This is a genomic window from Paenibacillus sp. J31R30 (assembly GCF_059692115.1).
In genome coordinates, this window is sequence record NZ_JCAUAV010000013.1 from 109,745 (window position 1) to 135,107 (window position 25,363).

Below are 25,363 nucleotides of genomic sequence, written 5' to 3' on the forward strand. Positions count from 1 at the left end.
GATTGAAAAAAGAAGCGGCAGCTTATTTTCAACAGGATCCCGGTTATAACCAGCTTTTTAAAGAAATGATTCGGAAGGTGAAAAAACACGGCAGAATTGGCGGCGAAGTCATACTAAAGGAACTTTCTGATGAAGAAGTTTCAGCTATTGGTTCTTTCTTTCGATGCGTTGTTCCAAGCGACTCCTTTCGCGTACCGCTTCTCAAATTCGAAGTGATGCTGCAGAGATCCGCTTTCGGTGACGTTTCTTTGAAAGAATTGTTAGATGAATATGCAGGAGAAGAGATCATTTCAAATAAAAGTGCTAGAGAGAACAAACGGAACGATCGCGTTGAATTTTTCCATCGGCTTTCGATGCGATTTGATGACGCGAACTCCAAAGCGATCCTGGAGAGTTTGCCGGGATCTTTCATTCGCATGTACGAAGAAAAAAGGGAAGATGCGCTGCAGGAGTTTGAGACAATATTTATTGCTTTTTCCCAGCTTCCGGTTGAGGGTTATGAAAGGTTGCCCTTTTTTTCCGAACGGGTAGCCGGCGACCCTCACGCGTTCGACGGCGATCGATACGGAAGGATGTTGACAGACGGGCTGAAAGTTCTGTTTGAGGTGCAGGACGCGGTAACGCTCGAAGAAGAAGTAGAGCTTTACGCTGCAGCCGGACTGCTGAAAGATGATGTTCATAATTTCGTAAGCGCTTCGGGATTAACCGCATCGAATTTTTCTTATTGGGAGCATGCACATGCTGAAGGGGCGATTCTGAACGTACCACTTCGCGAAATATTAAAATTGGATTCAGTATCTCCTATATTAGGAAGCTGTGTGTTTGTGGTTGAGAATTCCGGAGTATTTTCTGCGTTGCTTGATCAATTTACAGATTCATTGCCACCTTTGATTTGCCTGCATGGTCAGCCTAAGCTCAGTTCGCTTATGCTTCTTGATAAACTGGTTAAAGGCGGTTCTACTCTGTATTACTCAGGAGATTTTGATCCAGAGGGACTCCTGATCTGCGATCGTCTTGGGAAGAGGTATGGAGATCAGCTCATACCATGGCGTTTGAGCATAGAGGATTATGAGTTTTGCAAAACGCATGTTATGCTTTCACCTCGCAGACTATCGATGCTGAAAAACATCCAGCATCCCCTGTTAACTGAGGTTAAAGAGGGAGTCCTATTTAGTGAGAAGGCAGGTTACCAGGAAAAATTATTGCGTTATTTGATTCAAGATATTTCTAAGTATAGAGTGGAGATAACGTGATTAATGTTGGAATGAACAGTTTTTAATTTGCATGTAAAATACTAAATTACATAATGTATGTTATGTAAACAAGTAGAGAATTATATCCCTAAATTGATGTGTTTCTAAAGATACAAAGAGATATGTGCAAGTTATAGGAAATTTGATTCCGGCTATTGTTAGTGATAGCCGGATTTTTTATATCATTTTTAAATATATCATTATAGGATTCTCATTAAGCAAACCCGCCAAATGCTATTGGATCTGCTCAGTTTTCATCACTGAAGAGACCGACACGCTCTACACCAAGCAGGTATTCGCCAACGATGCTGATTGTCAGCAGTTCATTGATCGTTTGGAAAAGAAGAACGGTAAAGATATGCAGTAGAAGCGATCTTTCGACCTTCGATAAGTTTCTAATCTTTTCGACCTGTTACGGTGCAGCAGGAACAACGAAACGCTTGGTGGTCGTAGCGAAACAGGAAGCCATTAACGGTTGGTCAGGGGTATTTAGCCGAAAATATATTTATTTTGCATTTTATCTGCAAAATCGTATAATTTTATTGACTAAAGTCAAAGATAAAGCATATAGTATAATTATGATTTTGCTAAAATACTGCAAAATGGGGGTAATTTTATGCTTCTAGAATTTAGGGTAAAAAGCTTTAAATCCTTTCAAGATGAGTTAGTTTTCTCAATGACACCGGCACCTAAGCAAAAGGGGTTGGACTACAGTATCCTTAATGAAAAGATCGGCACTAAGGTCTATAAGGGACTAAGTTCCGCTGTAATTTACGGACCAAACGCTAGTGGGAAGACCAACATTATTTCTGCAATGGATGTTTTACAACACATCGTTTTAAGAGGACATATTAGGAACTCAGATATCAAATCCAAGTCGAACCCTGCCGCTAGCCAGTTGGAGTTGATTCCGAACAAATCTGATACAAATGGGACTCCAGTAGATTTTTCAATTAAGTTCATCGATAGCGGTGTTGTATTTGAGTACAAACTATCCATCGATCTTGGTAAGTTTCTAGATGAGGAGTACACTCGCCGCATTGTGTCGGAGATCCTACATGTAAACGACAATGTGGTCTTTTCTCGAAGTAAGTCCATAGATGATCTAAACATAGATGTTATCAATAAATATTCAGCAAGTGCCTTTGAGAAAAGTGAGATCAAAACCGCATTGAAACTAGCGAAGGGTAATCTAGAGGATGATGATCTGTTCTTAATGAATGGGTTCAAGGCAATGTTTGGTTCAAAATTGGTAAGTATCATAAGCAATTGGTTTGAAGATAAGTTCATGGTCTTTTGTCGTGCCGATGCCTTAATGGTAATGCCTTCAAATTCTAAGAAGGACACGATCCTGATCGATAGAACGGTCAATGATGCAGCTCGTCTATTTGGGGTAAACTCGAATGCATTGGGTTATCATTCATCTGATGATGATTCTGAGCCAAAACTGCTTTCTCTTATTAATGAGAAGGCTGCAATTCCTGCAGAAATGTTCGAATCTTACGGCACGATTCGTTTTGTCTACAGTTTCCCATTAATACTTAGAGCTTTGATCACTGGAGGCACACTTGTAATCGACGAATACGATGCTTCCCTTCATCCTATGGCATTGATGTCCATCGTGAACATTTTTCATAACGATGAGTTAAATAAGAAAAAAGCGCAGCTGATCTTCAACACACACAATCCAATATTTTTAAACTCCAACCTATTCAGACGAGACGAAATCAAATTCGTAGAGCGTAATGAAAATTCCTTCTGCAGTACCCATTACTCTTTATCAGACTTTGGCACCTCCGGTAGAGAGGGAGTGAGAAATGGCGGCGACTACATGAAAAATTACTTCGTCAACCAGTATGGAGCTATCAAAGACATTGATTTCACCTCTGTAATCAAAGAAATATTGGAAAGTAGAGGTGAATTGAAAGAAGATGCCACCAGGAATGAAGGATAAGACGCAGCACTTTTTCAGCGTAGAGGGAGAAACAGAGAAGTGGTATCTAGACTGGCTTCAAGACACAATCAACGCAGATCCCGCGGCTAAGAAAACAGCAGTAATTAAAAGTAAGGTAGAAAAGAATCCGCTATCCTTTGCAAAGGGTCTTACAATTATCTCTAAAGTCGAGGTCACTCATTGGTTTGACTACGAAAGTCACGATCCAGTGCATGTTAAGCAGTTCCTCGAAACCTTGGATCTGTTAAAATCAACTAACAGCCTTAAAGGTAAGCAAATCAAGTATCTGTTGGGGTATAGCAACCTGACTTTCGAGCTCTGGATGGCATTGCATAAGGGAGACTACAACGCTCATACTGAACATCGATCCCATTATCTTCATCACATCAATAGCGCCTTCGAAGAGACGTTCTCTGAACTTGCCACGTATAAGCAAGAGAGTAACTTTAAGCGAATGCTTAAGAAGTTAACGCTTAATGATGTAAAGGTAGCTGTAAGAAGATCCAAGAGCATCATGCAGCGTCACGAAGGAAACGGTTTACGACCTTTCGAGTACAAGGGGTTCAAATATTTTAAAGAAAATCCTTCACTAACTATCCACGAATCAGTAGAAAAGATCTTGAAGGATTGCGGACTTCTATAGCATCATACTTATTCTAGAAGGCGACCTGCTTAGGTCGCCTTTCGTGCTTCTTGGGTAGCTGCAGACTACTTGAAAACTTTCACTTATGGAATGCAGGATGATAATTTGTTCTAGTCAATATCAGCTCGGCGGTAAAAATTTATCCATCGATTCGGATTCTATGAAACGATGTGAGCAGGAAGTCACGCTGCTTCAGACACATGATCAGGTACAGGCTAAACATGCCTATGCGTTAATTAGCGACATCAAATGGCGATTAAGTAGTGATATAAATGGTCAATATTATCATCAGCTAGCTTACCATGGTGTTTGTAAGGTAACTGAGTCCAGATAATCAGGCCTATATATTCGAGCGGTTAAATGAGCAAATTGGCAGCTCTTTATTGCGCTCTAGAGGAACTTGCATTGCTTCGTGTTCACAACCTCAATCCAATTAAACATCCTCTTCAAATCTATTTCCAAGCCTGATCCCAACTGATTCTCCTCAAATGTTTTACTCAATCAATCCTCTAATATTCTTTATGTATTCCTAATCTTTCCCTGATCCATGTCACGACATAATTCAGATTATTAAAATAGGCATGCTACAAAAATCGGAATGTAAATCGAGAAAATGGCCGATTTCGTGCATAGAGGGTTTAGAATAAAAGTAAATAAACACCCGATGAAAGGTAACTGTATTACACAAAATAAAATTAATAAAAGGCATATGGATTAGTGAGCATTCATCCATAAGCCTTAACTGCATTTTGATGTCAAGTTGCACCTCGATAGATTTAGCTCTTCGAAAAAGATTGCTGGAATTCAAATAAGTTGTAGTTGTAAAGCAAGTCTTGGTATATACTCTCAATTATAAGGAGTGATACGGATTTGGGAGAGAAGTCGTTTAATACAATATTGAAGGAAAAGTTATCTGATTTGGAAGAGTATGCAAAAAAGTATAAAACTGCTTCGCCATTAGATGGTTGGGAGAATTTAATTGATACCTCTTTGTTTACTTTATCCGAGTATAAACCACTTATCAAAAAAAGGGAAAAAGAGAAAGAGTGGAGATTACAATTTAATGAAAATTTTTATTTTGGTCCAGCACAAAAAGGACTTGAGTTAAATGAACAAGGAATACTGTTCGCTAAAAATGGGAATTCACAAAAAGCATATGGGATGTTCGAGCAAGCAAATAAACATTTCAATGAGGGAAGTAATGTAAATAATTCTGCTATTCTGCTTAACCAAGCAAAATGTTTGTTAGAGAATGGTGATAAGGCAGGTATAGTATTTCTAATAATTTATTTCCACTCACAAAAAGATTATATCGATTATTCAGTTGAAAAACTTAAGTGTGATTTTAATTTTAGCTTTGAAAATGACAAGGTACGAGGCTACCTTTTTAATTTTAAGTTCGAAATTGAATTAATTGATAGTCAGAAAATATCTTCAATCACGACTGAACCTGAGATGGAACATGTCCATATTGATATTCCATATAAGCATCCAGTATTCTTGGAACTTGAAGGTAAAGACAAAGATATTATTACTCTACAGGATTACGAGTATTTATGGAAGTTGGATATAAACAACGACAAGACAATTGATTTTGAGGTAAGGGTCCCCCTCAAAAACTGGAGAAAAATTTTTGAATTTTTCAATGATGAAACATTGTTGCAATTAGAAGCAACATATATTCCACTTATTCCATTTGAGAAAATTTTTCTCTTAGAATTAGAAAATTTAAAACTGCCAGAAGAAGCACAGGACCGTAATTATACTAAGGTATCGTTGTTAAGAGTATCAGTACCAAAAATAAATGAAAGAGACTTTACTGAACTTTTTCAACACTATTTGAAACCTTATTTCCCATCGCCTCTGAGTGAAGAAGAGATGGAGGTGGTGCTTGAACTTGAAAGAATGAAAGAATGGGAAGATTATCAACCAGATAATAGATGGGAATTACAACAATATTATTACAGTCGCTTTGCGGATATTGAACATTGCTATTCTCTTATTTATGCTTGCTTATTTCAAAGTGAAAATGGACAAAAAAATCCCTTTGCTAATCTAGATACTGAAACTTATGCAGAAGGCCAAAGGAAATTCCAGAGTTTTTTCCCTGAAATATTTGTTGAGTACCCATTAATAAAAAGTCCTTCAGATAAATATAAAGAAAGACTATCATTATTGATCGATAAGATAAAAAGCAAAGAGGTTACTGATCTTATTAAATCTGAATTTGAGGAGATAATTTCTTTATCTTTTACTTATAAAAAAACTGATGCTTCTTTATTTCATATGCGAAGAGCATTGGAAATTGTCGTGAGAGAATCATATTTCAAACTAGGTAGGAAAAATTTAAAAGAAAATCTGAATTCTATGATTCAAGGAATCAATCTTTACAATAATAAAAGCTATATTAATACTCACATGAATGACATAAGGATAACAGCTAATAAGATTATTCATTATTCGAAAGATGAACAGAGCCAAGTTAAAATAACACTTGAGGAATCTCGTGAATTACTTAGGAAGTTATTCATTGTAAGTCAGCATCTTGTCGATGTATTTGAGCTATAAGTGGTTGGTACACTTGTTAAAATAGTGCTAGATACACCAGTTAGAGCTATTTTATGCCTATACTGTGCTTCACGTAAGCATACATTAGATTTATTGAGAATAAGTTTACAGAACTCTAAAAAACTGCCCACGAAACCACCAAAGACTGGGAACTGATTGTTGTGATCAACAATCAGTTCTCAGTCTTATTTGTTCACAATTGTAATCATAATTGAAGGAAATATCAAATTAATCGGGAATATGCTAGCGGAGTGAAGCATTCTGAAGATTGGGGTTCCATGAATAAGGGAGATAAATTGGAGAAAACACTGTCTTGTATTGTACTCAACCGAGAAACGCAAACCGTCAGAATATCTGATTCATAACTTGAAAAGTGCTATATTCGAAGAGTCTAGCAAAAAATAAGAATTGCAGAAACGAAGATTCTAATGATTCATAGAGTTTAGTGTGATACAATATGTATCGGGTTGAGTATGTTTCTATATATAATTTGTTGGACATAAAAAAAGGGGTTACTCGAGATGATTTTGTACGAATATGCCAATGAGCAGCATATTGTTGATGAGTTTATTAAATACACTTGTTACAACAAGATAAGACTTACAAATGGGAAAGAGTTGTACTTATTTGTATGGGGAAAAGAGTTTTGGTTACCGGAAGGTGGTAAATCAGGTTATCACGGGGCGATTGATCTCGTCTGTACTGATGAAGAGGGAAGTGTATGGTTGATTGAAGCAAAACAGAGTGCTAATCCTGAGTTGAAAGCAGACCTTTGGATGAACCAAATACTGAATTATAGATGGGCACTTTCCCGTAGGTCCCATGAAGAAATATCCTTGAAGACACGAAGGTATTTATTTAAAGGCGGAACTAGACTTAAAACATCAGAATTTATTAATTCTGATTGTGAGAGTTTGTTTCATGCTTTTAAAAGTTGGGCTAAACACTTGGGTAAAAATGACGACTTTGCAAGGGACATTTACAATAAAACACTTGGAAACATAAAAGAAGAGAATGTAATATCTACAGTACTTGCTGATGTATTTAAAACAGAGGTGTGGGATGCTAGGCCAAAAGATAAAAAGTCGTATGCTTATATAGTATCCAAGGGCGTCGGTAAAAACTTCGATTTGACTATTGTATTGGATGAAGTGGGCAATGGGAGTATTGATACTTTTGATTACAGTAGTACTGTTGTTAACTGGGAAGAACTAGTACGTGAAAAAAAGAAAGTAAAACCGACACCAGAGACAGTCGAATTGTACTTAACGAATCAAGTGGTTTGGTACTATCAGCAATGTTTGAGTCGATTAAGAGAACTTGGTTGGGATGGACAGTTCCATTCAAACCTAAAGGCTTATGTAATTGATTTGCCGACCCAATATGGTCCTGCCATCAGAATTCATTTGGGTTGGGTTGACTTTGATGGGGCATTTACAATTGCGAACAGGTTGCCTGGTGAGCTGGGTCTGAAGTTTAACATAGATTTTAGGCATTTTAAAAATTGTGGAGAAAAAAGCAACTATAATACTGGATACGAATTGGCGAGAAAATTGGCAAAAGAGGCTCGTTATAATGGACGTGGCAAGGGCTTAAATATTCAACATAGAGATTTATCAGAAACTGAATTAGATTCATGGGACTGGGAAATGTACCGGAGAATTGATAAAGAGAATAGAGATTATCTAGGTAGAGATGACGAACGAATGGATTTTGAGGTAGCGTGGGGGCTTTTAAGTAAGATCGTTTCTAAACCATGCTAATCAAAGCGATACAATAGTAAACATTTATAATAAAGGTAAATTATTGTTACTAGGCGGTGGGGAGAGTGCCGCTGAATATGGATAGATAATACAAAAAGAGGGCGTGATGCTAAATGAGCATGATCGATCTTGCTATTGAATTTGCCGCAACGGCACATCAGTCACAGAAACGTAAAGGGACGGATATTCCGTACATTAGTCATCCATATGCCGTAGGAATGATCCTCTTGAATGCAGGATGCGAAGAGGAAGTGGTTGTATCGGGACTCCTCCACGATACCCTTGAAGATACGGACACGAAGGAAGAAGAGATACTAGAACTTTTTGGGCTAAGAGTGCTCGAAATAGTGAAGGGGTGCTCTGAGTCAGACAAAGGAGCTAGTTGGGAGGAGCGGAAGCAGCACACTTTGGACGAATTAAAGTATGCTCCTTTGCCAATTCGCCTCGTTGCCTGCGCCGACAAGCTCCATAATCTCCGTTCGATCAAGCGTGACTTGGCAACTATGGGGGAAGCAGCTTGGGAGAAATTTAAAAGAGGCAGGGATAGTCAAAAATGGTACTACACCGGCATCGTACAAAGCCTCGGGAACAACGTAAGTTTTCCATTATTAGAACTTTTGCAATTAGAAATACAGCAGTTGTTTGATGAAGTTTAGTCTGCAGAGTGGCAATGTCATCTAACAAAGGAATTGTCTCGTGCGGTTTCTTTGAAAGACTTCTTGCATTTATGTATTAAAAGACTAATTTAATAATATAGCGAATGGGAGATAGATGTACTAATGATGGTTACACAATTTTCAAAACAAGTAATCGACGAATTAAAATATTATGTATACATCTATTCTGACCCAGATACTGAGGAAATTTTTTATGTTGGTAAGGGAAAAGGTAACAGAGTCTTCTCACACCTTAGTGAACAGACTGAATCCGAAAAGATTAAAAAAATAAACGCAATTAGAGGGAATGGTAAAGAACCTAAAATAGAAATACTCCTTCATGGGATTGATGATGAAATCACAGCTCTTAAGGTAGAAGCTTCTGTTATTGATTTATTAGGGAAAGACCGATTAACAAATAAAGTTAGAGGCTGGCAAAGTGCCCTTTATGGCCGCATAGAATTAAGCAAAAGGTTAATTATGCATTTTCGATATTCGATGGAATTATTCAACAAGTTTATAAGATAGAAAAATGGTTTCCTGCGGGGACAACTTTCTCTACTAGAGGAGCACTAAATGACCCTGGTAGATTTGAATTTGTAGGGAAGATTGCTGATGCGGATATTATTAATAAATATATAGTGAAATCTGTTGAGTACTACTTCCCTAAGAACTCGCAGAATCCTATTATGTACTTAAATGTTAAAAGACAAAGCCCTTACTATCAAATATAAAAAAACCAGAAGAAACATATATATAAATGGTATTTTAATTGATTTTTTTATTTAGAAAGGTAGGAATATTTAGTGACAACTGATGAAGAAATCATTGCGTACGCTATTGATGTAATTAAGACGTTCGGTATTGGTAAGGTTGTTAAAACGAGTGAAATTATTAGAGAAGTTAATTTGAAGTACGGGCGAACGGTAGGGAGTATTATTCCGTCTGATTACTGCTATAACATTATTAATAATGGAATAAAACCTAATAAACCCACGGTATTTATCTATATTGGTAAAGGTGAATATGAATGTGTTGGGCTAAATTATCCATACAATGGTGTAATATGGCATAGACCTAAGGGAGAAAAAGCGGAATTTCCTGTAGGTAAATGTGTTAACGGTGATCGTATCATAGCCCCAATTCGTAATCTCGATGTTATAGACACAACAAGTGCGATAGTAAAAAGAATTGAAAAATCTATCACTCATAAGACTAGTCGTACGCCAGGCATAAAACTTAGGTTTGATGTATTAAAACGAGACATGTTTAAATGTAGCATATGCGGTGCATCTCCTGCAAAAGACCCCTCGATAGAATTGCATCTGGACCATATTATACCATGGTCAAAAGGTGGAGAAACTGAAATTAATAACCTACAATCGCTTTGTTCAAGATGTAATTTAGGAAAAAGTGATTCTGTATAAAATGTGTATAATAACCTCGTTTATATTTATCCAAGGAATAGGAGAGAATCTATGTACAGCTATACACGGGATGAAATTTTGAATGAGTTGCGTGCTTGTCTCAACAAGATAGATCAACTTTACAATTGCAAAGTTATTAATTATAGGGGGAAAACAAAGGATGATCCTAAAGAATTATACACGGAGGTCATTTCTCGAGAATTACTTGATCAAAATATCAAATGTAAGCTGGATGATTTAGAGGAAATTCACCGTGAAAAAGGCTATGGAGTAGAAACTCGAGGTGAACTTGTTATTAATAATGAATCAAATCGAAACGAAGAAAATTTTGCGAAGGAACTAATTGGAAAAACAATAGAGGGGATTGGTAGCGTTATCAATTATCAAATCCCCCTTAAAAATACCAACGACGATAAAGTAGGCAAGATTGATTTATTTTCACGAACAGAGGATAGTATTTATTTGATCGAGTTGAAAATTAAAGAAAATACGGAAACTTTGTTGCGATGTATTCTTGAAATTGCTACGTATTATGAAGTGTTATCAAAATCCAAATTTATCTCTAGTTATTCAAAAAAAATTGACCAATTATCCGAGAAGGATATAAAGAAAGCAATACTTATTGGGAAGGACTCTACACAATATAAGGAAATGATAGATATTCAAAAAGATAAAAGGCCATTTTTGAAAAAAATATTAAATGAACTAGAAGTACACATCTTTTATTATGAATCAGATAAGACGGATATCGTTAGATTAGAGGATTTAACGGATTTAAAAGTTCACAAATTTATTAAACATTGAAACAAGCTATTTCCTATATATGCATTTTCTCACCTCTCGACGCTACATCACTCCATACCTGTTATTTTAAAAACAAGGCCTTAATTTAAGCCATGATCGACCTAGCAATGCACTCGCTAGTCCCCAATCAGAGCTGTAGAAGAGAGGATAGATCCTCATCCAAGCTATGATTATGACTGTAGCTTCAGTTCCCTGTGCTCCGCGATACTTATTCCACTAGAATAATCAAAGTACATGTAACTATCTTAAAAGATGATTCCTCCACCAGCGGTTGCTATAATGAAACGTTCAAATACTAGGGTATAGTCTGATTTACTAAACGTATGGACATAACGATTCATCGTAACAGTTCCAATGTCATTTATCGTATGGAATACAACAGTAGGATTGCCTTCATCGCTGTAATAGAAATGAGGTTCGATTACTTCAGGTTTATCCTCAATCATTTCCCAATCGTGATTGCCTAAGTTGTAATCATCATTAAGGGGTAGGATGACATCCCGTCCCCATTGGGTACCATGCCAAACAGCTCCAAATTCGTGTAGATCGTGAAATGTGATTGCTGCTTGTAGATAAGACATGGGAGTCTTATCCCCGTCTACGACCTGCATGAAATCGTCTAACGCAAATGCTGGTTTTGGCGCCGATAAGAATTGTTCGTTTAGTTGAAGGCATTCGTTCGGGTCTGGTAAGTATGCTTCTTTAGGTATGGCCCAAACAATACCATTACCATTTGCTCCATCAGAGTATTGATAAGCCCGTAGTTTGTAACCGTCTTTGATATGCAGGTGTGAAAAACCCGCTACTATTGATTCAGGATTGCCCGGGGATCTGAACCAACCTAAAATAAATTCATCCGATTGTTCTACTGGTTTATGATCGATAAGCATATTTGGTTTGGTGGCGTGGTGTGAAAATCGTTGTATTCTAACTCTAAATTTCTGATTATACAAATTGACGAGTTCATTTATCAGGTTAGGACGGTAAATAGCATAAGAGGGATGATAGTAATCATTTGTTTTACTATGTTTTTTGCCAAACGTAGGTATTTTCGAAGTGGATATTAGGTTCCGCCAGCGTTCCTTGACAACTTCGAGGTTCTTCCAGTTCTTTTTCTGTTCGACACCCCACCCAAGATAGATCCACGGATGAGTTATTAATTCATTATGAGTGACTAAAGATTCCGTGATGTCATACTCTCCGGACTCTACTAAGTTTTCAAACTGATCAATTGCATGTATGTTATTGGTATTTTGTAAATTAAAGAGGTTGTAGATATGGAATCTACCCTCAAGAGTATCAGTTCCATAGATACCTTCAATTACTTTGATTAGTTGATTCATTGTCGGGTCGGTGTAAATTTGGCCCTCTGCATTGCCCAACGTATGGAGAGCAGTAGTTAACTTAGAACTCATCATATCGAAATTGGCTGATCCAGGGTTCAATAGCAATCCAGCTCCAATAGACTTCATTGAGTTCCCCCACTGGATATAAGCTGATGTTCGTAACGTATGATTACCTCGTTTAGTAAACGTTCCAAATGCTTTAGGTTGATTCATACTCATCCTCCACTCCTGTTAAAATTAAGGTTTATCCCAACAAGGTCAGTAACGGTTACACGACCTAAGACGGGGGTAACAGCTATTTCCACTTCTCTTTTGTCTTCGCAATACACATATTCTAATTCTGAAGAAGGATGAAGATCGTCAATGACAATGCTAAACCCTCCTTCTATAGCAAAGACATTCACATACAGCAATATGTTATTTTTATTTGGCTCCAACCATTCCCACTCCTCGTCAAAGTACGTTCCTTTATTAACCCAATGTCCGTTTGGTTCTGGAATCGAGGAGGAATCATCATCTGTTTGCTTACCTTGGTTTAACATACATATGAGAAATGGGATAAAGAGGAATAGGAACCACATCAAAGTGAGCACGCACCTTTCCCTTACATGTCTTCTTTCAAGTGTACTATCCAACAAGATCAATTATTTAAGCACCCCGATATATGCTTACTTCACAGGAATAACTCCCTCGAAATGTTTTGAAGAACATCTCCAATTTTCTGGTTGTTAATGACAGCATCAGCGATGGAGTCTAAAGGTGTTGGATCTTGATTTACTATGACTAACTTAGCACCATGTTCTTTCGCGATAAGAGGAAAAGTATTCGCAGGGGACACAACAAGAGAGGTTCCAAGAACTATAAACAAATCTGCCTGCTGAGCTTCTTTCTCCGCGGCTGCTAATTTTTGAGAGTCTAAAGATTCTCCAAATAATACTACGGAAGGACGAATGAACCCTCCGCAACTGCAATATATAAGATCATGGAAGTATCTATCTGTTGAATAAACCACTCCACATGTGTGACAATGCAATTGCCTAATCGTTCCGTGTAATGGAATAACATTGCTGTTTCCAGCTTGTTCGTGTAGCCCATCTGTGTTCTGCGTAATGACTGCTTTCAATTGAAGCGATTCTGCCCATTTTGTAAGGATGTAATAGCCAATGTGTGGACGGATATTTTCTAGAGCTTCAACACGCTTGCGGTAGAAATCAACAAACTCCTTCTGGTTATACTTCATGGCTTCTGTACTTGCTAATGATTGTGGGTCTTTACCCTGCCATAAACCATTCTTTGATCGAAAATCAGGAACCCCACTTTCGGTGCTCATTCCAGCCCCCGTAAAAACAACAGTATGTTTCGAATGCTTCAGCCACTTAGCTATCAATGGTTACCCCTCCAATTCATTTCCTTATGGTTTGATTACACCATTTTTAGTGCTCAAATATTTGAGCACTCGTTGGTACTAAAAAAGAGGCATCAAAAGTGATACCTCATGGATAAAGATTGCTCATTTTTATGGACTCATCTTGTATTTTTTCTACTAAAGCTTGGGGAAAGATCACTCTCGCATCGCTTCCCCACATGAGCAACCAACGAAGTAATCCTTCGCTAATAGCTGCTTTGATCCTAATTGAAAAAGTATGTTCATCTATAACTCGGATGTTTACGTTCTTACCAAAACGATCTATCACAACATTAATTAGCTCATTTTGAAACTGAATTTCGACGTATTCCACATGTCCCGGATACATATTAAATGCTTGCTTCATGTGTTCAGTTATATTAAATTCCGAAACAATAAAGGATTCTTCAGAGACGGATACATTCTTCATGCGATCCACACGATAATGTTTAACTTCTGTATCTTGGGGTTTCTTTGCCACAAGATAGTAGTAGTCTTGGTTCCAAACTAGCCCCAATGGAACAACTGTATATTCCTGGCCATGATGTCGAAGCACAAATTCCTTTTTTACATTGTAATTACCGTATTGAAAAGTGATTGTTTTATGTTCGTTTATGGAAGTATGGATTTTATCAATGTGATATATCACTTCTTGATTCTGAGCCTTAACCGTTGGATCAATCGAAATCTGATGATGGAGCTTTTTAGCTAAGAAGTTACTTGTTAATGTTTTTATTTTTTTAATTAATTTATTAGATTCCTTGGATGTAATGAATCTGGCAGAGGAAACTGCATCGATAAGCATTCTAAGTTCATGTATTTCAAACTTTCTGTACTGGTGGCTATAATATACCGTTTCATTTTCGCGTACATTTTCCTCAATATGAAACCCACATTCCTTCAACTCATTAATTGTGCTTTTCACTGTGTTTTTCGAAACTTGATATTCATTTCCGAAATGTAATTTAAGCTGATCTACAATCTCCTTTAGAGATAATTCATGGGTATCATCTGTATTGTTAAGGAGGATTTCTCTGATCTTCATGGTCCGTTTTACATTGCTAATTTCCTTCATCCAACATCACTCCACCTTTAGTAAATACTTCTTCAAAAAGAAATGCTTTCCTTTTTCATAAGACAAGTTAATATGGAGTAGAGAGTAGGTAAAATTCCCTATGAAGCTAAGACAAAAGTGATGTAACGGAGGTTCAAAATGAAATTCGAAAATGTTACGGATGCGGTATGGACCGCAACGGCAACTATGGCTTATAACGAGTATTATCGTGGCATCCGTAGCAAATCGTTAACTGCCACCAATTTTTATTTTAAACAACCTGACATTCTAAAAGAAGCAAAAAAAATATGTAACAATGATGTACAGAACGCAAGAACATCCCAATGGTACAATGCTAACCATGAAGAGAGTACATATAACTTTTTGGGTTCTCAAGGGCCACTCAGAAGGTTAACGTATGGGAATGAGTTTAATGGAGTAAAGGAAATACCTGATACATTAGATCATGACGTTGTCGTACAAACAGACAATGGATCCATAACCATATACGAACTGATTCAATTTGTTAATAAAGAGTATGCTGAACTTATTAAGAAAGGATCAATTGTAGATATGAAGCCTGAGATTAAATTTATAGAAATCCTAGACTTTCTTCGAGATTACGGCGGGAAGTACTATAAGGATTCGAATAAAATAGAAGATGAAGTTCAAAAACAAGAAATGATAGCACTTAAAGAACTTGGTAGAGAAAAAGTTAAAGAGTTTTTAAAGGTAGCAAGTTACTTTAGCTCTAACGGATATATGTATGAAAAGACTGCTTCAAAGTGGTTAGATGGCAGTGGGAATGGGATTCGCACTTATTTTTGGATAGAGCTAAAGAATCCAACGAAGAAATTATATTCAACAAGTATTTCCATCTTCGCTGAGAAAGAAAATAGTCAAGTTAGATTTAGAGTTTCACTTGAAATTAAAGACAGTAACAGTGAGATTGAAGCATTTAATAGACATAATAAGTTTATGGATATACTAAACCCAGCCAATACAAACTTTGAATATTTTGTATCCGTGACAGGAAAATCAGATGTCGAAGAAGTTAAAAAAAATGAGATTATATCTACTATAGAAAAAGCGAAGAAAAGAGAATACCACAAACTACAAATAGGTAGGAGTTTTAGTTACAATGACGTCCGAGATATGAGTAGCGACCACTTATTAAGCGCAATTAAAGATGCCGTTGAAGAGATAGTGCCCTACTATAACAAGGCTGTAGAAAACGGTACGGAAGATCAAGTAATGAACCCTAATAGAGCTTCTTTAATTGGAGGTAATGTGATGCATGATAAGAATATAATTTTGTACGGGCCTCCAGGCACAGGGAAAACATATAATACAGTGAAGTATGCTTTGGCTATTATTGAGAATAAAAGTTTGGAGCAGATTGAAGAAGAAGTTGAAGTGGAAGGTTATGAGCAAGTCTTTTTGAGATATAAAGAGTACAAAGAAATGGGTCAGATTGCATTTACCACTTTTCATCAATCCTTTGGATATGAGGAATTTATTGAAGGAATCAAGCCAGTTATTGACGATGAAAATACTGGTGCTATCAAATACGCTTTGGAGCCTGGTGTGTTTAAAGCTTTCTGTGAAGCCGCTTCAAAACTAAAAGTTGTGACAAGCAATAATACTAATTTGATATCTGGTAACCCTACGGTCTGGAAGATTTCCTTAGAAGGAGCAGGCGATACTTCTACGAAAAGAGAGTGCTTCAGAGACAACTGTATTAGAATTGGTTGGGATCATCTGCCTAAGCACATAGAATACGATACAAAATGTGATTCTAGTACTGTTCGAGATATACTGATAGACTTCCAAGATACCATGAATATAGGGGATGTTGTACTTTCGCTGTTCAATCAGACTACTATTGATGCAATTGGAATTGTTACCGGGGACTACGTCTATGACCAAAGTTTAGTTGAGTACAAGAGAAAAAGAGCTGTGAAATGGCTTGCGGTCAATATAAGGGAAGATATCTACGCTCTTAATGGAAATAAAAACTTAACTCTTAGAACATTGTATAAATTAAACAGAATTAATTCTTCGGATCTCATAGAGATATTTGACAAGTATACAGGCAATAGTTCAAATTCCATCAGTGCTGAGCGTGATTTATACACAGAAAATCGTTCAACATCTTTCAGTGTGGAGAGGGAATTAAATAACTATGTTTTTATTATTGATGAAATCAACAGGGGCAATATTTCGAAGATTTTTGGTGAGCTAATCACACTGATTGAGACCTCGAAGCGACTAGGCAAGGACGAAGAATTAACAGCAATCCTACCCTACTCTAAGAAAAAATTCGGTGTTCCGGATAATGTTTATATTCTTGGAACGATGAACACCGCGGACAGATCAATCGCATTATTAGATACTGCACTTCGAAGACGGTTTAAGTTCATTGAAATGATGCCACAGAGTCTCGTGCTTGAGGATGTATTTGTTCAAGATATTGAAATAAGCAAACTACTTGAAACAATGAATAAGAGAATAGAAGTACTCTACGACAGAGAGCATATGATCGGGCACGCCTACTTTATTGAACTAAAAGAGGATTCATCGATCGAACGGCTTGCAAGTATATTTAAAAATTCGATTATTCCCTTACTACAAGAATATTTTTATGAAGACTACAAAAAAATTCAGCTCGTTCTTGGAGATGTATATAAGAAAGATGAATTAAGGTTCATTAGAAGTATCCAAATTGATCCAAGCCTTTTTGGTACTAGTTTGGATACGGAAATAGACGACAAAGATATATTCCAGATCAACCAAAGTGCATTTTATAATATTGATGCTTATAGGCAAGTCTATGACTTTTAAGAATTGGTGATCACATTGAAAAACTACTATGTTATCAAAGAATACGACTCCTTTGTGAGAGGGATGCTGACTGGGCTTTCTTCAAATTATATTCCAATTCCTGAAAAAGCGTTCGATGAGCTCGAGAATTTTATTATTTCCCAAAAAGATGACTCCAGGGCAGATGCCCTGGAGCTCATGTCTATCTCAAGTAAAAGAGGTATTGGTAAGGTTATTAGTGCCAAAAATTATGTTGGACTTATTCAAATGAATGATGGTACCCAAATTGAAATACTTCCAAAGATTTATTTTAAAGATAAGACGCAATCTGATACTGAAACACGTAAAATTTTCTTGAAGATGCTTAGGTCTTTAAAAGATTTCCCTTTTAAAACCTTTAATAACTCGAGTCTTGGAGTAACCAAAAACACTTTATATGAGATCTTCATCAAAATGTTTATCGACGAGACACGTGAGTTAACAAAGAGGGGTTTACGCTCTAGTTATATAGAACACGAAGAAAATGAAAAGTTTTATAAAGGGAAATTACTCTTTAGTGAACACATTAAGAAAAATATTGTTCACAAGGAGCGGTTCTTTGTAGCTTATGATGTATTTAATGTAAACAGGCCAGAGAACAAACTGATAAAAGTGACTCTAATAAAGCTTCTAAAGGTATCAAACGATTCTCGAAATATTAAAGATATTGAGCAACTGCTTAATGCTTTCGAAGTAGTGGACGTTTCTTCTAATTACGAAAAGGATTTTTCTAGTATAAAGACAGATAGAAGTATGAACGGTTATGAGTTACCACTCGCCTGGTGCAAGCTCTTCTTAATGAACAAGAGCTTTACAACATTTGCAGGTTCGAATGTGGCATTTGCTCTCCTGTTTCCAATGGACAAAGTCTTTGAATCCTATGTAGGAAATGTAATAAGTAAACACTTCGGAGTTAGCCATAAAGTTACACTTCAAGATAGAAAATATTACTTATTCGATAAGCCAAAACAATTTAACCTACAACCAGATATAGTTCTACAAAGCGTCGAGTCCGTAGTGATAATGGATACGAAATGGAAGTTGCTTAGTCCTGTATACCCGAATTACGGAATTTCTCAAGCTGATATGTATCAAATGTATGCTTATTCAAAGAAGTATAATGCTCGAAGAATTCATCTGTTATACCCTTGGCATGACGGCATCTCCGCTCAAGAACCTCTAGGTTTATCATTTTCAAGTAATGATGGAGTTGAGGTTGATGTGATTTTTATCGATTTACAAGATATAACAAGTTCAATAAAACATATTTCTGAAAGCTTAACAATTATTATGAATCAGTAAACAGTGCTACTTATCGTAGAAGATGCGGGAGGCAACATCACGTGAACATATTTACAGAAGAATATCCCTCTTTAGAATCATATTGGCGGTCCGTTATTCTCTTCGGTCAGAACGTAGCATCATATAAGTTTTCTCTAGCTAAAACACTTCTAGAGGTTTCTCCAAAGGCGAACACATTCGTACCTTTGGAGGAGCTATCTGAATCGTTCTCAAAGCACATCCTGGAGCATCTTAAGCACAATGAAAAGCAAATAACCTTGAGTTCAAGTAAGTTCTTAGATGCTTGCAAAAGCTACAATAATGGCGAAATGTCCTTAGACGAACTCATCGACATAACAGTAAAATATGGCTACACGAATGTCCTAGATGCATTCCATATTGTGAATAGAAATGAACTTCCGATTAAGTTCTTTGAGAAGGTAACAGAGGGCAGAAAAAAAGGAATTGTACTAACGGACGAGCTGTTCAAACTGCTTGAATCAAACCAGCAAACTAATTTTGGATTTGAGGTAGAGGCAAGATGGAATCTTGTCGAGACAGCCTGGAAACTTGGAGTAAAGACATCATTGCTCGCTGTACAGTATGATGAAGACAACGCACGTTTTTTCGTTGAAGAAGAAAGATTCAAAAGAATAGACATAACATCTGCCAGGGATGCATTAAACGGATACCAGAAAGGTAAGTGTTTTTACTGCTTCAATGATATTAGTGTAGATCCTGCATCGGATAATTTAGCCGACGTTGATCACTTTTTTGCACATTCATTGAAGCAAAATACTTTATTAAATCTTGATGGTGTCTGGAATCTTGTTCTGGCCTGTCAATCTTGTAACCGCGGGACTGCGGGCAAATTTGCGAATGTCCCCGGAATCAAATACTTAGGACGACTTCATAAGCGAAATAACTTCTTTATTGAAAGTCACCATCCTTTACGTGAGACTTTAATTCTTCAAACCGGCAAGACTGAAAAAGACAGACATGCGTTTTTGGTAAACATGGACAAGCTCGCCATTAACGCATTAATACACCGTTGGCAGCCGATGTTTGAGTTGGCTCCAGTATTCTAAAGGAGAAGAGATAACTATGATAGTTTATAACAAGCTTATTCGCGATAAGATTCCACAAGTGATGGATAAGAAGGGTGTTACTTATTCCATTCGCGATTTAAACGAGCAAGAATACGTTGAGAAGCTAAACGAGAAGCTTCAAGAAGAGCTTAATGAATATTTTGCTGCAAGTGATGAGAGCCAGGTAGAGGAGCTGGCTGACTTGGTGGAGCTGGTATACGCGGTTCTCGAGAATAAAGGCGTATCCATAAATGACTTTGAAAAAGTAAGATTGCAGAAGAGAGAAGAACGTGGTGGCTTTAAAGAAAAGCTGCTGCTAATATCGACGGAATGAATAACAAAAAAATATATGGAATGATTTCTGCAAGGAACACCGGATCTATGATGATGGTGTTCCTTTGTTTGAAGGGAAGTATGGACTTGTTACTACGTTTCCTTTTGGTCAAGATGGAAGACTGTTACTCAAGAGAAGCGAGGAATGGAAGCCCTTATAACTTCTCAAGTTCAAAAGGTAATTAACGACTTCAACAATAATGAATCGTACTATGACGGAGTAATCTATATAATGTTCTGGAAAGAGCATCAGAAAGTTATCCCACTTTACATCGGCAAAGCAGAGAAATACGGTAAAAAGGATGGGAATCTATCTGTAAATCTTAAAGATGAGAGTAGTAAGTTCAGCAGATGGGGATATAGCTATGCTTATCATATGGGTGAGTTAAGTTCTGTAGTATGCCCCGGACATTTAGAGTCAAAGAAAGCATATAAATATCAAAAAGTGGGCAAGTAAGCTTTTTAAATTCTCCAACACAGAAAGTCCTGAGCTAAACCAATTAACATATTTTTGGTTTTCTCCATGGTCGAATCAATGGACTGGTATTTGGAAGGAGTTTGGTCCAACTTCTCTAACATTTTTAGAATACCTCCTTATCGGGTTGGCTAGTGAAGTCTTTACAGAGTACGTCCTTAATGCAGAAGGAGTGAATAGAAAATGAAAGATAATGCTCAAAAACTGCTCTACTATTTAGTAGAGAAAGCCAAGGAAGGAAATATCATTGCAGGTAATCCTGAAACATACTTAGGATATAAGGAAGTTTTACAAGGGCTCGGTTTAAAGCATATAGCAGATACATACGGACGCAGTCTTGAAATACAAGGTCTCAGGGAACTGGCCGAATGGATAGAACAGAATAAGTTACCTGCTATTACAGGACTAATCGTTGATATAGGGTCCAATATGCCATCTAAAGGATATTTTGATGTTTATAAAAAGAACAGAGATTCCGACTTCCAGTGGTGGAAAGAGCAAATTGATGCATCACTAGCATTTAATTGGATGCCATATTTAGACGTCGGTAGTGTTGGGACTTTTATCGGTGAGGATTATGAGGGAGATTTAGATCAGACAGATGTCCACGACGCTGTTAGCACGTATTTACTTACTTGGAATCCAGAACTTTGGATGTGGAAAGATCTTGCTGAACAGAGTGTACAAGTAAATTCAGGGATACGAGTGGAGAGACAATGGAGTTGTCGCTCAACACAGGTCACTCTGGGTGACCGAGTTTTCTTTATAAAACAAGGAAGCGAACCACGGGGAATTTTTGCATCTGGTATCTGCGTGAAAGAATCATTTAAAGGAAAGCATTACAATTCTGAAAAGCAAGATAAATTAATTTCTTATATCGGAGTGAAATTCGATACATTAATTGATCCCAACTCTGAATCAATATTACCAGTATCAGAGCTCTTACCTTCCCATTTATGGAGAACTCAAGGCTCTGGTATAAATCTCCCTCATGAGATAGCAGTTAAGCTTGAGGACCTCTGGAGTAGTTTCATGAATCAAACTAATGAGGATTCGTCCAAAAATAGCATTGAAATAGATAGAGGTGCTGGTTATGGAAATTATGAGAATAACAAACTCGTAGAACTAGCAGCCATTCAAGCGGTAACTAATATGTATCAACAGGATGGCTGGGAAGTTCAATCAGTCGAACTTGATCGGTGTGGTTTTGATCTAATATGCATAAGAAATCATGAGCGTAACGCAGTAGAAGTAAAAGGAATATCAGGTTCAAGTTGTAACTTTATCCTAACTTACGGTGAACTTGAGCAAGCCAAAACAAATAAGAATTTTGTGCTTTGTGTGGTAACTAACGCAAACAGCGAGCCAACCATTCATAAATATTCAGGTAGCGAGTTCCTTTCAAGATTTAATATACAGCCCGTTCAATATCGCGCATCAATTCAGTTAGAAACAGGTAGTTAATTTAATAGAAAATCCATACGTTAGGAATTTAGAAGTCCTTGATGACTGGGAAGTAAATAAGTTGAAGTTGAGCCGTCTTTTATGGTTCGGCATAGATATATTGCGTCAATTTCCAAAAAAAGAGCAGATGATAAAAGAATGATTGATGAATTCTTTAGCTCAGATGTGAATCCAGAGTTTCACTAATTCTCAGAAACTGAGTAATATTCAAAAAAAAGGGAAGTAAACAACACGTAATGTGAGTTGTTTACTCTCTTTTTTTTGTGATTAGGCTATACAGTATGCGTATTGCAGGAGTTTTGATGGATATGTCGAACGGGATTTATATTTGAAATCAAATGGTATTAATTATTCGTATTCATAAGGATGGGGTTGATATTTTGAGCAAGAAGAAGGTTACGCTTACTGTGAAAGAAGTATCTGAGATCCTAGGAATATCAAACGGAAAGATTTATGAGATGGTAAGAACTAGTCAGATTCCCTACATAAGAGTAGGAAGTCGAGTAATATTCCACGAAGATGTACTACGAGAATGGATGGGCGCGGCGAGTGTTACACCACGGGGACCATTGCTAACTCCGTTACCATCTGATAAGAATGATTCTGATGAAGGTCTAGTGGGAACACGTTTTGAGATGCATTTAACAAGTGAAACCATCCGTTTCATTCAGACAGTTTTGGAGATTCAGGAAGCAGATATCAAAAAACATCTTGACGAAGCATTCGAGGAAAGTGCTACAAAAAGCATGTTTTATAAAGATCGCCCAGAAGACTTGGAGAAACGCAGAATGTACGTACAACGTAGATATCATGCTCTCATTCTTGCTCTAGATGAGATTGATCGAGAATATATTAAAGCACAACGAAGGGAATTAAAATGATTGGTGCAGTTATCAGGGGTGAGGAGGAAGCGAAGAAGTGGTATAACGGCCACATGAATGCTAAAGAAGCCGCTGCATATCTTGGTATTTCAAGGTATATGCTTCGTAAATTGGTGAGAGAGGATAAAATTCCTTACACTAGGATCTATAGTGATGTATCATTTCATAAAATAATTCTTGATGCTTGGATGCGCAGCGAATTTATTCCCGGTAGAGTGGAGCTTATTCTTGACGCAGAAACTATTGATTATGAACATCGGGATGCACTTCGTGAGCATTACCAAAAGTATCCTCACTTGGAGTCAGTGGCAAATGAGAAAGAGTTAGTATCAAAACCCATCTTTAATTCGGAATGCCGATATGATGTCAATAGTAAGGGAGTTCACCTGATTATTGAGTCTATTGATTCCAGTATCGTCCAAAGACTTTTCTTGGCCCATTCTGCGATAGATGAACTTATTACCGTTGTGCAAAAGTATCGGTCAGGAGAGTCTTTGTCATAGAGTGATTTTTGCATAAATAATAATAAAAGATCAATAATCATTCAGAAGTGCAGAAGAACGACTGAAGAAAGAGGGGTTTGTATGAGAGTTTTAAATAACATGGATTCAAGTCACTTCGATGAAATTAAAAATCTGCTAAATGATGCTGATGAGGTACATATTGTCAGTCCGTTTCTTATGGAGTCATTTGATGTTTTCTTTGATGAGGCAATATCACCGTCTAGAATTAAACGCATTGTTCTTACAACAACTTTAAAAGATAATGACCCTGATTTATTCAAAAAGGCAAATTCTCTTTATTCATTTTACTTGAATTGTTTGACCCATAAGGTTGCCTTCCGTATACACATAGATAATAAACTTCATGGAAAGATCTATATTGTTTCAAAAGGTGGTAACCCATTACGTGGTATTATTACTTCGGCAAACTTTACTGAAGCAGGGTTAAATCACAATCACGAGTGGGGCATTCATATTGATGACTCCCTTCAATTAAGGAAAGTGCTTACTGATATCAGCAGCGTTAGTAGCCATGCACTCTCCCAAGAGGAACTACATAACATTATAGTCAAGATCGATAATTTTTCTAATAATGCTGGCTTACCCAAAAAAACTAAGATTGATCTTGAAGTAAATAACTTCATTAAGCATAAGATTCCTGAAAGCAAGATAGATATACGATATTTCATTAAGCCTGTTGGTTGGTCAGATCAACATTTTTCAGAAACAAGAAGATTATCAGTTGATATAGAAAAACTACACTTTGCTAAGAGACCGAATCCGGTACGGATCGGTGATATATTAATCTGTTATGGCGTAGGGACTACTAAACTGCTGGGTTATTTTGAAGTTGTAGGTGAGCCCAACATCTGGGATGAGAGCAGCAGATGGCCTTGGGAGATAAGGGCTAAAAATATTTGTCCGAAATATAGTGAGTCGTGGATTAAGCATCAGAACACAATCGCTAGTATTCAAGCTTCGTTTGATCTTAATTCGCCTATTACTTTTGTTGGAGGTAGAACTCTTGGAGCGTTACAACGCGGAGTGGATAAGATTCGACTTACAAATGAGTTTGCTCAACATGTAATCGACATAATAGAAAGTAGCGTATAATAAAAATTGTTTAAAAAATTATCAATGGTGATTTTAATATGCCAGAGGAATAGTTTAGCCTGAGGTATTCGATGTCTATCCCAAGTTCTGATAATTCACAGCCATAGGGCACAGATGGTTCTTTTTGTATTATGCAAATAAAGATATATATTAATCAGAGGTTCTGCAGCTGCCGCGAAAATCGGCAGCTTTTTTTATGGAAGTGGACGCTTAATGATCCCGAGAGAGGTTTGATTCAATAATTATAGGTGGCATAGTTGCTAATAAACGCTTAGATCCACGTATTCTTCTTTATTTTACATTTCATCTTCATATGCTTGATCCCAATAAACTCAAACGAAAAAATCTGCTTATCCGTAATAGATAAGTAGACAATATATCTAATGATGTTAGCTTACCAATATTTGAGTGTATGGTACAATATGGATATAAAGTAATATAGGGATGTGTAAAATAGATGGTGAAATATGATCAGAAACAATGTGAGCGA

At 36.9% G+C, this 25,363-nt stretch carries 23 protein-coding genes; 19 read left to right on the forward strand and 4 right to left on the reverse strand.

The features are described 5' to 3' along the window. Window positions 1–2: 2 nt before the first annotated feature. From AC58QO_RS28350 to AC58QO_RS28395, 10 genes are all read left to right on the forward strand, one after another. Window positions 3–1,253, forward strand: a complete 1,251-nt coding sequence (locus AC58QO_RS28350) for a TIGR02679 family protein (protein WP_497271506.1) — start codon at window positions 3–5, stop codon at window positions 1,251–1,253. Window positions 1,254–1,869: 616 nt separating this feature from the next. Then, on the forward strand, window positions 1,870–3,207 hold the full coding sequence (locus AC58QO_RS28355; protein ID WP_497271508.1) for an AAA family ATPase: 1,338 nt from the start codon (window positions 1,870–1,872) through the stop codon (window positions 3,205–3,207). Next, complete coding sequence (locus AC58QO_RS28360; RefSeq protein WP_497271510.1) at window positions 3,185–3,850, forward strand: RloB domain-containing protein; 666 nt, start codon at window positions 3,185–3,187, stop codon at window positions 3,848–3,850. Before AC58QO_RS28355 ends, AC58QO_RS28360 begins: the two co-directional genes overlap by 23 nt. A 97-nt stretch (window positions 3,851–3,947) precedes the next feature. After that, window positions 3,948–4,184, forward strand: coding sequence for a hypothetical protein (locus tag AC58QO_RS28365; protein ID WP_497271512.1), 237 nt, complete (start codon window positions 3,948–3,950; stop codon window positions 4,182–4,184). 536 nt (window positions 4,185–4,720) lie between these two features. Continuing rightward, window positions 4,721–6,418 (forward strand): hypothetical protein, encoded by a 1,698-nt coding sequence (locus AC58QO_RS28370; protein WP_497271513.1) that lies wholly within the window; start codon window positions 4,721–4,723, stop codon window positions 6,416–6,418. 521 nt (window positions 6,419–6,939) lie between these two features. After that, the gene (locus tag AC58QO_RS28375) at window positions 6,940–8,181 is read left to right on the forward strand and encodes a hypothetical protein (protein ID WP_497271515.1); all 1,242 of its coding nucleotides are present in this window, start codon (window positions 6,940–6,942) and stop codon (window positions 8,179–8,181) included. A 113-nt stretch (window positions 8,182–8,294) separates the two neighbouring features. Further along, on the forward strand, window positions 8,295–8,837 hold the full coding sequence (locus tag AC58QO_RS28380; RefSeq protein ID WP_497271517.1) for an HD domain-containing protein: 543 nt from the start codon (window positions 8,295–8,297) through the stop codon (window positions 8,835–8,837). 123 nt (window positions 8,838–8,960) lie between these two features. Next, complete coding sequence (locus AC58QO_RS28385; RefSeq protein ID WP_497271519.1) at window positions 8,961–9,365, forward strand: LEM-3-like GIY-YIG domain-containing protein; 405 nt, start codon at window positions 8,961–8,963, stop codon at window positions 9,363–9,365. Window positions 9,366–9,643: 278 nt separating this feature from the next. After that, a complete protein-coding gene (locus AC58QO_RS28390; protein ID WP_497271521.1) occupies window positions 9,644–10,264 on the forward strand; it encodes an HNH endonuclease in 621 nt (206 codons plus the stop codon). Window positions 10,265–10,315: 51 nt separating this feature from the next. Beyond that, window positions 10,316–11,068, forward strand: coding sequence for a hypothetical protein (locus tag AC58QO_RS28395; RefSeq protein WP_497271523.1), 753 nt, complete (start codon window positions 10,316–10,318; stop codon window positions 11,066–11,068). 245 nt (window positions 11,069–11,313) lie between these two features. Here AC58QO_RS28395 and AC58QO_RS28400 read toward each other — a convergent pair whose 3' ends face one another. The 4 genes from AC58QO_RS28400 to AC58QO_RS28415 all read right to left on the reverse strand — a co-directional run bounded on the left by AC58QO_RS28400 (window position 11,314) and on the right by AC58QO_RS28415 (window position 14,894). Then, window positions 11,314–12,627, reverse strand: coding sequence for a hypothetical protein (locus tag AC58QO_RS28400; protein WP_497271525.1), 1,314 nt, complete (start codon window positions 12,625–12,627; stop codon window positions 11,314–11,316). A 2-nt stretch (window positions 12,628–12,629) separates the two neighbouring features. Beyond that, on the reverse strand, window positions 12,630–12,851 hold the full coding sequence (locus AC58QO_RS28405) for a hypothetical protein (RefSeq protein ID WP_497271527.1): 222 nt from the start codon (window positions 12,849–12,851) through the stop codon (window positions 12,630–12,632). A gap of 236 nt (window positions 12,852–13,087) precedes the next feature. Further along, window positions 13,088–13,801 carry an NAD-dependent deacylase gene (locus AC58QO_RS28410; RefSeq protein ID WP_497271528.1) on the reverse strand — a complete coding sequence of 238 codons (714 nt, stop codon included), beginning with the start codon at window positions 13,799–13,801 and terminating at the stop codon, window positions 13,088–13,090. A 106-nt stretch (window positions 13,802–13,907) separates the two neighbouring features. After that, entirely contained in the window at window positions 13,908–14,894 is a 987-nt protein-coding gene (locus AC58QO_RS28415; protein WP_497271530.1) for a helix-turn-helix transcriptional regulator, read from the reverse strand. A 138-nt stretch (window positions 14,895–15,032) separates the two neighbouring features. On the opposite strand from AC58QO_RS28415, the gene AC58QO_RS28420 reads away from it, so the two are divergent. From AC58QO_RS28420 to AC58QO_RS28460, 9 genes are all read left to right on the forward strand, one after another. Beyond that, a complete protein-coding gene (locus AC58QO_RS28420; protein ID WP_497271532.1) occupies window positions 15,033–17,717 on the forward strand; it encodes a DUF8426 domain-containing protein in 2,685 nt (894 codons plus the stop codon). Window positions 17,718–17,732: 15 nt separating this feature from the next. Next, window positions 17,733–19,037, forward strand: a complete 1,305-nt coding sequence (locus AC58QO_RS28425; RefSeq protein WP_497271534.1) for an McrC family protein — start codon at window positions 17,733–17,735, stop codon at window positions 19,035–19,037. Window positions 19,038–19,078: 41 nt separating this feature from the next. Next, window positions 19,079–20,104 carry an HNH endonuclease family protein gene (locus AC58QO_RS28430; RefSeq protein ID WP_497271536.1) on the forward strand — a complete coding sequence of 342 codons (1,026 nt, stop codon included), beginning with the start codon at window positions 19,079–19,081 and terminating at the stop codon, window positions 20,102–20,104. A gap of 16 nt (window positions 20,105–20,120) precedes the next feature. Then, window positions 20,121–20,438 carry a pyrophosphohydrolase domain-containing protein gene (locus AC58QO_RS28435; protein WP_497271537.1) on the forward strand — a complete coding sequence of 106 codons (318 nt, stop codon included), beginning with the start codon at window positions 20,121–20,123 and terminating at the stop codon, window positions 20,436–20,438. 144 nt (window positions 20,439–20,582) lie between these two features. Next, complete coding sequence (locus tag AC58QO_RS28440) at window positions 20,583–20,894, forward strand: hypothetical protein (protein WP_497271539.1); 312 nt, start codon at window positions 20,583–20,585, stop codon at window positions 20,892–20,894. Between the two features lie 201 nt (window positions 20,895–21,095). Further along, entirely contained in the window at window positions 21,096–22,376 is a 1,281-nt protein-coding gene (locus AC58QO_RS28445; protein WP_497271541.1) for a protein NO VEIN domain-containing protein, read from the forward strand. Window positions 22,377–22,756: 380 nt separating this feature from the next. Beyond that, a complete protein-coding gene (locus AC58QO_RS28450) occupies window positions 22,757–23,257 on the forward strand; it encodes a helix-turn-helix domain-containing protein (protein ID WP_497271542.1) in 501 nt (166 codons plus the stop codon). Then, window positions 23,254–23,760, forward strand: a complete 507-nt coding sequence (locus AC58QO_RS28455) for a helix-turn-helix domain-containing protein (protein WP_497271544.1) — start codon at window positions 23,254–23,256, stop codon at window positions 23,758–23,760. The genes AC58QO_RS28450 and AC58QO_RS28455 overlap by 4 nt, the downstream gene beginning before the upstream one ends. An 81-nt stretch (window positions 23,761–23,841) precedes the next feature. Further along, window positions 23,842–24,873: a phospholipase D family protein gene (locus tag AC58QO_RS28460; RefSeq protein WP_497271546.1), complete on the forward strand. Its 1,032-nt coding sequence runs from the start codon at window positions 23,842–23,844 to the stop codon at window positions 24,871–24,873. Window positions 24,874–25,363 lie beyond the last annotated feature (490 nt).